The 8522-nt window shown below is 38.6% G+C and carries 8 protein-coding genes; 5 read left to right on the top strand and 3 right to left on the bottom strand.

Features of this window, described 5'->3' with window-relative positions; genetic code table 11:
- Together MT391_RS20225 and MT391_RS20220 are read left to right on the top strand one after the other, a co-directional pair.
- Nucleotides 1-445, top strand: a 445-nt coding sequence (locus MT391_RS20225) for a GGDEF domain-containing protein (protein ID WP_499499844.1), incomplete at its 5' end; no start/stop codon positions are given.
- Between the two features lie 199 nt (nucleotides 446-644).
- A complete protein-coding gene (locus MT391_RS20220; RefSeq protein WP_299664435.1) occupies nucleotides 645-1082 on the top strand; it encodes a universal stress protein in 438 nt (145 codons plus the stop codon).
- A 323-nt stretch (nucleotides 1083-1405) separates the two neighbouring features.
- Here MT391_RS20220 and MT391_RS20215 read toward each other — a convergent pair whose 3' ends face one another.
- The gene (locus MT391_RS20215) at nucleotides 1406-3268 is read right to left on the bottom strand and encodes a PhoX family protein (protein WP_499499841.1); all 1863 of its coding nucleotides are present in this window, start codon (nucleotides 3266-3268) and stop codon (nucleotides 1406-1408) included.
- Between the two features lie 289 nt (nucleotides 3269-3557).
- On the opposite strand from MT391_RS20215, the gene MT391_RS20210 reads away from it, so the two are divergent.
- Nucleotides 3558-3812 (top strand): TIGR03643 family protein, encoded by a 255-nt coding sequence (locus MT391_RS20210; protein ID WP_299664440.1) that lies wholly within the window; start codon nucleotides 3558-3560, stop codon nucleotides 3810-3812.
- A gap of 26 nt (nucleotides 3813-3838) precedes the next feature.
- Here MT391_RS20210 and MT391_RS20205 read toward each other — a convergent pair whose 3' ends face one another.
- Nucleotides 3839-4786 carry a patatin-like phospholipase family protein gene (locus MT391_RS20205; protein WP_499499840.1) on the bottom strand — a complete coding sequence of 316 codons (948 nt, stop codon included), beginning with the start codon at nucleotides 4784-4786 and terminating at the stop codon, nucleotides 3839-3841.
- A gap of 439 nt (nucleotides 4787-5225) precedes the next feature.
- Here MT391_RS20205 and MT391_RS20200 point away from each other — a divergent pair, with 439 nt between their 5' ends.
- On the top strand, nucleotides 5226-5552 hold the full coding sequence (locus MT391_RS20200) for a hypothetical protein (protein ID WP_166371740.1): 327 nt from the start codon (nucleotides 5226-5228) through the stop codon (nucleotides 5550-5552).
- A 189-nt stretch (nucleotides 5553-5741) separates the two neighbouring features.
- On the opposite strand, the gene MT391_RS20195 is transcribed toward MT391_RS20200, so the two are convergent.
- A complete protein-coding gene (locus MT391_RS20195; protein WP_499499838.1) occupies nucleotides 5742-6665 on the bottom strand; it encodes a helix-turn-helix domain-containing protein in 924 nt (307 codons plus the stop codon).
- Between the two features lie 124 nt (nucleotides 6666-6789).
- On the opposite strand from MT391_RS20195, the gene exaC reads away from it, so the two are divergent.
- On the top strand, nucleotides 6790-8307 hold the full coding sequence (exaC, locus tag MT391_RS20190) for an acetaldehyde dehydrogenase ExaC (RefSeq protein WP_499499837.1): 1518 nt from the start codon (nucleotides 6790-6792) through the stop codon (nucleotides 8305-8307).
- Nucleotides 8308-8522: the final 215 nt, after the last annotated feature.

Below are 8522 nucleotides of genomic sequence, written 5' to 3'. Positions count from 1 at the left end.
AATTTATATACAAGGCAATCAATTTTTAAATCAAGCTAAGGAATCAGCAACACCGTTTTCAATTATCTCATTTGATGCCGATCATTTTAAAAACGTTAATGATACTTTTGGACATGATATGGGCGATAAAGTACTCACAAAAATTGCCTTAATTAGTAAAAGTATGATGCGAGATTCAGATGTAGTCGGTCGTATCGGCGGTGAAGAGTTTGTGGTGTTATTGCCTAATATCGATAAAACTAAAGCGATAGAAATCGCTAATAGGTTAGTTGAGAACATTGCTAAGTATGACTGGTCAACTATTTCACCTAATTTACAGCAAACTGTTAGTGCGGGCGTCGCTGATTATAGTGATGAAGAAGATTTGTCGCCATTACTGATCAAAGCAGATAAAGCTCTCTATTGTGCAAAATCTGCGGGACGCAATTGCGTTAAAGTTAAGTAAATCAAAGTAGGGAGAACTGTATTTACATTGATTATTTATCTGAAATTTTTAAGCGCCGAAAGAGCTTCTTAATAAAATGATCTAGATCAATAGAGTGCTTGAAAGGCTGATGTTTTTGTATTTATGTTAGGTAAATACACAATCAGTTATACGTTCAGTACTAATATTATAAAGAGGCAAATAACTGAGGAGGAAACAGATGAGCTACCGTCATATTTTAGTTGCTATCGATTTCGATGAGGGGAGCCAGAATGTTCTTGAAAAAGCGGTCAATCTGGCTAAAGCATTAAATGCTAAGTTATCTTTAGTCCATTCCAACAGGCAAATGTTTCATGAGTCTGGATACGGTGGGTTAATTGATATAGAGCTTGCAGGGCTGGAGTTTGAGAATCCAAGTTCGAAAGAACTGAGTGATAAATTGGGGACTTTTTCCGCTGATATTGGTTATCCTATTGAACGTAAGTTTATCGTTGAAGGGGATATAAGTCATAGTTTAGAGAAACCGGTTAAAGAAGCGGGTATAGACTTGATCGTATGTGGTCATCACCATGATTTTTGGAGTCGATTAAGTCCATCTGCTAGTGGATTAATGAATTCCTCTACGGTTGACCTACTGGTCATCTCGTTGCATGGATAAAGCTTTAATACTAATAGCAAATTACTTATCAATTACTTAGTAATCATTAAGCCATCACAGTTAACTCTGCCGGTGGCTTTTATTTTCTGATATTTATTGTCTGAGAGTTATTTTCTATATTTAGTTTCTGAAATATATTTCTATATTAAGTCACTGCGATTTATTCGCCATGATTTATCTACAGCAATTTCTTTATCAGTAATAAACATGCTCAATAACAATGTATCGAGCATGTTTTTTTATTGTCCTTTCAAAATCAATACCGACAAATTAATAGCGTTAACATTAGTTCGTAATCAACGCCATTATCCTTGTATCGATCTTTAACTACCGATCACACCACCATCCTCTTTACTGATCATGACAATGGTTGAGCGGGGTTTACTCGTATTACCATTAGGAAAGTGTCCACTTGGATGCTGTACACCGACGAACATGGTTTTTTGATCTTCAGAGAAGGTTAAGCCTGTGATTTCACAACCAACTGGACCGGTTAAGAAACGACGTACTTCACCTGTTTTAGGATCGCCACATAACATTTGGTTATTACCCTGGCCTGCAAAGTCACCTTCATTTGAGTAATTGCCATCGGTTTGGATCCATAAACGTCCTGCTTTATCAAAGCCGATACCATCTGGGCTATTAAACATATTATCTTTATTAATATTGTTACTGCCTGCGTATAGGTTATCTTTATGGACCGTTGGATTACCGGCGATTAAGTATAAATCCCATTTAAAAGTTGCACTGCTGTGGTTATGGTTTGTTGGTGCCCAGCGGACGATTTGACCATAATGGTTTTCGGCACGAGGGTTAGGGCCTTCAACATCTTGCCCTTCTTTTACGCCTCGATTTTTATTATTAGTTAAGGTACAGAAAACATGTTTTTTATCAGGGTGAACTGCGACCCATTCTGGTCTGTCCATGGTAGTTGCGCCGACTTGTGTTGCTGCACGTCGTGCAAAAATCATCACTTCTGCTTGGCTATTAAAGCCATTTTCTTTGGTTAAACCATTCTTGCCGTGAGTGAGCTCTAACCACTGACCGTCACCTTCTAGCTTGTCTGCTTGCATTGCAAACTTAGCCACGTAAAGCGTTCCTTCTTCAAGTAAGTTACGATTTTCGCTGTGATTGCCTTCTTGGTATTTATTTTTAGTGACAAATTTATATAAATGCTCACCACGCTCGTCGTCACCAAGATAAACAACAACATGACCATCATCATTAACGACTAATGCGGCATTTTCATGTTTAAAGCGGCCCAAAGCAGTACGTTTTAATGGCGTTGAAGTAGGATCGTTTGGATCAATTTCAACCACCCAACCATGGCGGTTAGGTTCATTTGGGTTTTGAGCAAGGTCAAAGCGTGGATCAAAGTTATGCCATTGATATTTACTTTGCTCTGCTTTAATTCCATAACGTTTATCATCAGCTGTTAATGGCACATCAGCTTCTGCACCAAAGAACCCATTAAAATTCTCTTCACAGGTTAAATAAGTTCCCCAAGGTGTTTCACCGTTCGCACAGTTGTTAAAGGTGCCTAATACCTTTTTACCTGTTGGATCTGCTTTGGTTTTTAATAAATCGTGGCCTGCAGCTGGCCCTGTCACTAACATTTCTGTATTGGCTGTAATACGGCGATTTGCTTTGCCGTTTTTATCCATCGTCCATTGACCATTCTGTTTAGTGATTTCTACTATGGTTATACCCACTGCAGCTTGTGCTTTTTTAACATCCTCAGCGGTCATTGATTTACCTTGATGTGCAAACAGATACTCATAATTAGTGTATTCATTGTTCACCGCAAGAATAGCGTGATCTTTGGAAAGCGGGAAAATACTCATGCCATCGGTATTATCACCAAATTGCACCGCTTGGGCTGCTGAGTCTTGTTGACCATTTGCATTAAAAGCCGGTGCATTATTGAAAATAGGATCTCCCCATGACATTAAGTTGCTCACACTGTAGCCTTTTGGCACCACAATACTGTCACTTGTTGAAGTCGGAATAGCGGTAAAGTTTAATAGAGTGCTATCCATCGTTGCCGCCACTGCTTTCGCGACAGGATTGAGTGCTAAAAATGCACCTGCACCGACTGCTGCTGAAGCAAATAAAAAATTACGGCGAGATAAACGAGCATCAACCATTTTACTGAAATCAGTTTCTTTCTCTAAAAAATGCGACATTAGACTTCCTTATTCTGGGGGGAGTATTTATTCAATGAGCAGTAGCCTAAAGGACCTGTATGACAGCTTTATTACACTTCAAAAAATTTTACAGCCGACTTAAATAACCTTAGCCTAATATTAAAAAGTCCAATATCTAAAGCCTAATAATAAAAGTGGAGTAATAACGTTATTTTTATACTAGCAGTTAAACCCAGATTGCTTGTTCAACGTATTCATTTGTTAAATAACAGTGTGGGTTCGTTTTGCTTATGCAGAACGGAGGTTAAATATTAAGGTAGGAATTTGAATGACAGTATTTAGTGAAAGTGAAGAGTCTAGAGTGATAGAAATGGCCTGGGAAGATAGAACCCCCTTTGAAGCGATTAAACAAGAGTTTGGCCTTGATGAGCAAGGCGTCATCAAACTCATGCGCAATAAAATGAAATCGGGTAGCTTTAAATTATGGCGCCGCCGTGTCAGCGGTCGCAAAAGTAAGCACCTTAAGTTGAGGTCGCCAGAGATAAGCAGAGCCTATTGCCCAACACAATATAAGCAGCGTTGATATAAACAAAGTTAATTTTTTTACTTTTAATGCTGTGTGAATAATTGTGCCGACTGGCTTTCTAAAAAGCGTGTGCCAATTTCATATCCCATTTGATAATCTGCCGCTAATGCTTGATCGCTGCTTCCCAACAAGCGGCTAGATAGCTTGTTAGCGGGCGCTATTTCAATAATCTGAGTACCTGCTGGTGGTTGATGTATAAAGTCTACTGCTTCGCTGTAGGCATTCTCATGCCCTGTAATTAAATCTAATACACGAGGGCAGCGTTGTGTTTTACAAACCCAAGATTTGATCTTATGTGCCCATGGAGAATGTGCGCTTTGATCGGTTGGAACGGTTCTAATTACTATTATTTTTTTAGCGCCGCGTTGATAAGCCTCTTGAATGGGTATAGGTAGTGCAACACCACCATCGACATAATAATTTCCATCAATCGCCACCCCTTTTTTATATAAATAAGGTAACGCGCTGGATGCTTTAAGCATTGTTAACCAACTGTCTGCTGTTGGTTCAAGCAAAGCAGGGCGAAATCCATTACTGTTGGTCGCAGAGAAAAGCAGCTGACGATGTTGCAGCTGAGCTTGTGCACAATTTAAATTAAGTTGGTATTCAGGCTCTTGAGCCTTATTAAAATACCAATCAAGATCAACCGTATGCCCGCCTAAAAATGAACGCTTCATATTAAAGAATTCTGGGTGCTTTGATAACTGCATTATTGAACGTTTAGCGTAACCCGATTGCTGAGTGAGATAAGCTGATAAATTTTGTGCACCTGCTGAAGTTCCAATTAATAATTCAAAAGGATTAAAGTCATGTGCTAACCAACTGTCTAATATTCCTGCTGTAAAAATACCTCGTTGTCCTCCTCCTTCAACCACTAGGGCAGTACCTTCAATTGGCAAGGGTGCAGAGCAATTACCGACTTTCATCGGTGAGTGGTTTTTAGACAAAGTGTTATTAGTGAGTTGGCTCATTATTTCTCCAAGGTGATGTAACCTCAGTTCTGGATAAGCAAAGCGATACAGCACCGCTATTTCCGCGGATTTCTTCGTTAAATTATCTCTCAATAACCAGTTATTGCTTCAATAATTCGCCTTGAACTACGCAAAACTAACGGCACTGTATAGCCCAAAAATATAATTTTATGATTTTAACTAACCTCAATTCCGCTTTCATTAACCAGAATTGAGGTGATGTCCTAATAATTTATCCTTTTATAAGAGTTAGGTTAAATCGTTTATTGTCATTAGTGCAATAGCCAAAGACTATGTTACTAAATCTGCTGATTTTTTGTGGCAGGTCACTACTTAAGTGAGTTTGACGACTTTATGGACCGAATAGATTGCTAAAAATATTGGCTTAGGTAATCTACGCGCTTAATAAATACTTAACATAACCTAACAGAAGAACATTATGAAACCGTCTAAGTTAACCCCTTACCGCCTGCCACTAACAATACTTGTCTTTTTTATTGCCTATTCTCTACTGACACGTACGCCATTATTTGTTATTCCATCGGCGATCAGCCTGATGATTGGTGACATTTTTTCTGCTTTTGATGGTGCAAAAGAAGGGGAGCAAATTGCCTTGATTTTGGCTATTTTACTGTGTGTATTTGCTCATTTTGGTTCTGGTAAATATATGAAGGTCGATGATCAAGCTAATAAAAAGGGCTTACTGAAAGGCATTGGTATGGTGATTCTGATCACCGCTGCTTACATTTACAATATTGTGCAATAACACTCATTAATAGAATTGCTTGATGGCATTCTTTAACTGCATTGTTTAAGGACATTATTTAATAATATTGTTTAAGGGTACTGTCTAAAGGCAATGTTTAATTGCTATGTCCAATTGCTATGTTCAATAGCTATGTTTAATCGGAATGTTAAGAATATGGCGCTGCCAAAGGAAGTTTGTAATAGGTATTTACGAGCTTAATAAAGGAGGGCAGTGTCGAAGCTTGTATTCACTTGGATTCATACCAAAGAACTTTTTAAAGCTGCGGCTAAAGTGACTGGTATTTAGGTAACCTGTCGCAAAACAGACTTGTGTTACTGATTTATTCTTTCTTAATAAGTCGGCTGCTTTTTTAAGACGTAGTTGAAATAGAAACTCTCGTGGCGTGCTGCCTATTACCTGTTTAAACTCATTAAAAAACTTAGTGCGACTCATGCATGAAATTTTACTCAAACTATCTATATTAATCTCTTCTTTTAAATTTTTATGTAAATGGTCAATGACGCTATTAATACCGTTATGATCGGGCTGAGCTAAACTGTGGCAAATAATAAAGTCACGGGTTTGGTGTCGTAGTAAGCGCGTAATTAATTCGCTAACCGCCAAATCAATCATAAAGCTTCTGTCTTGATGGTTTTCGCTAAATATACCTATCATGCGGTCCAGTAATGCTTGAGTCTGAGTGTTATGGTGAGTGTGCATTAATTTATCGTCATAGCGCCATTCTTGTTCGTAAACTGAAAGTGGCGCGCTATTATTCAATTGCTTACAAATCTTCTTTATACGTTTCTGGCTTATTTCAATAGCGATACATGTAGTAGGGCTGTCAATCGTTGCCGTAGGAAAGTCTATTTCAACCATGCGATTAGGGGCAATAATAAAGGATTCGTGCGGTAAAAAATGCGTTTCAAAATCACGCTGATTATTGTGCATTATTTTTTTACCCGTCAACATTCCACAAAACATGAGTTGATCAGAAACCAGTTCAATATTGGTTGCCTGCTCAAAAGTGTCATAAACACTCAACTCAGCTTGCTCTCCAGCAAAGGATATTTTGCTTTCTATTAAGACTTGATGTGCTTTACGTTGCTTATTAAGGCTTTCACTTATCATAAATATCATTCTCTTTAGATTTGGAACTGACAGTCAACAATTGTGAATTTATAGTCACGCAGACTACAAATTAATGAATATGATAACTATTACACAATGGAGTGAAAATAACTGAGAGGTGTTCATGATTTATCCAAATCCTGGTTCAATGGAATCGACAGTGGTCTTTAAAACACAATACAATAACTATATCGGCGGGCAGTGGGTTGCGCCCGTTAATGGTAAGTATTACACCAACAAGACACCTGTAACCGGAGATGATGTTTGTGAAGTTGCGCGTTCTGACGGAGACGATATTGAACTTGCGTTAGATGCAGCGCACCAAGCGAAAGAAGCATGGGGTAATACCTCGGTGACTGAGCGCTCTAATATATTATTGAAAATAGCAGATCGTATTGAAGCAAATTTAGAGTTGTTGGCGTTAGTAGAAACATGGGATAACGGTAAATGTATTCGTGAAACCATGGGTGCAGATGTACCGCTAGCCGTTGATCATTTTAGATATTTTGCAGGCTGTATTCGTGCTCAAGAGGGCTCTATTGGTGAAATAGATCAAAACACCGTTGCCTATCATTTTCATGAACCATTAGGCGTGGTGGGGCAAATTATCCCTTGGAATTTCCCATTATTAATGGCGGCTTGGAAAATCCCACCAGCATTAGCAGCAGGTAACTGCATTGTTTTAAAACCTGCGGAACAAACACCGCTTTCTATCTTATTCTTGATGGAGTTGATCTGTGACCTATTACCACCTGGTGTATTAAATATAGTTAATGGCTTTGGTGCAGAAGCAGGACAAGCTTTAGCCACATCAACGCGTATTGCTAAGATTGCTTTTACTGGTTCAAGCCCAGTTGGTAAGCATATTTTGAAATGTGCAGCGGAAAATATGATCCCTTCAACCGTCGAGTTAGGTGGGAAATCACCTAATATCTTCTTTGCAGATATTATGAATCACGAAGATACTTATATTGATAAATGTGTTGAAGGTGCAACTTTAGCATTCTTTAACCAAGGCGAGGTTTGTACTTCCCCATCACGTTTATTGGTGGAAGAGTCAATTGCCGATGAATTTATTAAACGTCTTATTGCACGAACCAAAGCAATTATTCAAGGTAATCCGCTTAACACTGAGAGTCAGGTCGGAGCACAAGTCTCTAAAGCCCAATATGACAAAATTCTTTCGTATATTGATATCGGTCGTGAAGAGGGCGCTGAAGTACTTGCTGGTGGTGCCATTGAAAACGTAGAAGGGGCTCATGCAGGTTTTTACATTCAGCCAACGTTATTAAAAGGGACCAATGATATGCGCGTGTTCCAAGAAGAAATTTTTGGACCGGTGATCAGTGTAACAACCTTTAAAGATGAAGCTCATGCATTGGAAATTGCTAATGACACACAGTTTGGTTTAGGAGCCGGATTATGGACGCGCGATAGTAACCGAGCTTACCGAATGGGCCGAGGTATTAAAGCCGGTCGTGTATGGACAAACTGTTACCACTTGTATCCTGCACACGCCGCATTTGGTGGTTACAAGCAATCGGGAATAGGGCGAGAAAATCACAAAATGATGTTAGATCATTATCAACAAACGAAAAATATGTTGATCAGCTACGATATTAACCCAATGGGATTCTTCTAATTATTATTGCGCTTAATTGAGTTTGAATTAACTATTCAATGAACCTACCTTAATCAATAAAAGCGAGTGAATAATCTATTCACTCGCTTTTATTTAAGTTTTATTCATAGGTTGGATCTTAAGAAAAAAATCAGTTGAAAACATGCTCTGAATTTGATCTGATAGTAATCTCCAAACCACTATCAATGAGCAAATCAGAGCATGAATAAAGATAA

Origin of the sequence: Vibrio sp. 1-Bac 57 (assembly GCF_037546855.1) — a bacterium.
In the GTDB taxonomy this organism is placed as follows: domain Bacteria; phylum Pseudomonadota; class Gammaproteobacteria; order Enterobacterales; family Psychromonadaceae; genus Psychromonas.
The sequence above is the reverse complement of the archived record's forward strand: the minus strand, read 5'-3'. Positions and strand labels throughout refer to the sequence as shown.

What these genes read in the sequence shown, in the direction of transcription:
- MT391_RS20220 (WP_299664435.1), top strand. Translation starts at nt 645, where the DNA reads ATGAGCTACCGTCATATTTTAGTTGCTATCGATTTCGATGAGGGGAGC.
- MT391_RS20215 (WP_499499841.1), bottom strand. Translation starts at nt 3,268, where the DNA reads ATGTCGCATTTTTTAGAGAAAGAAACTGATTTCAGTAAAATGGTTGAT.
- MT391_RS20210 (WP_299664440.1), top strand. Translation starts at nt 3,558, where the DNA reads ATGACAGTATTTAGTGAAAGTGAAGAGTCTAGAGTGATAGAAATGGCC.
- MT391_RS20205 (WP_499499840.1), bottom strand. Translation starts at nt 4,786, where the DNA reads ATGAGCCAACTCACTAATAACACTTTGTCTAAAAACCACTCACCGATG.
- MT391_RS20200 (WP_166371740.1), top strand. Translation starts at nt 5,226, where the DNA reads ATGAAACCGTCTAAGTTAACCCCTTACCGCCTGCCACTAACAATACTT.
- MT391_RS20195 (WP_499499838.1), bottom strand. Translation starts at nt 6,665, where the DNA reads ATGATAAGTGAAAGCCTTAATAAGCAACGTAAAGCACATCAAGTCTTA.
- exaC (WP_499499837.1), top strand. Translation starts at nt 6,790, where the DNA reads ATGATTTATCCAAATCCTGGTTCAATGGAATCGACAGTGGTCTTTAAA.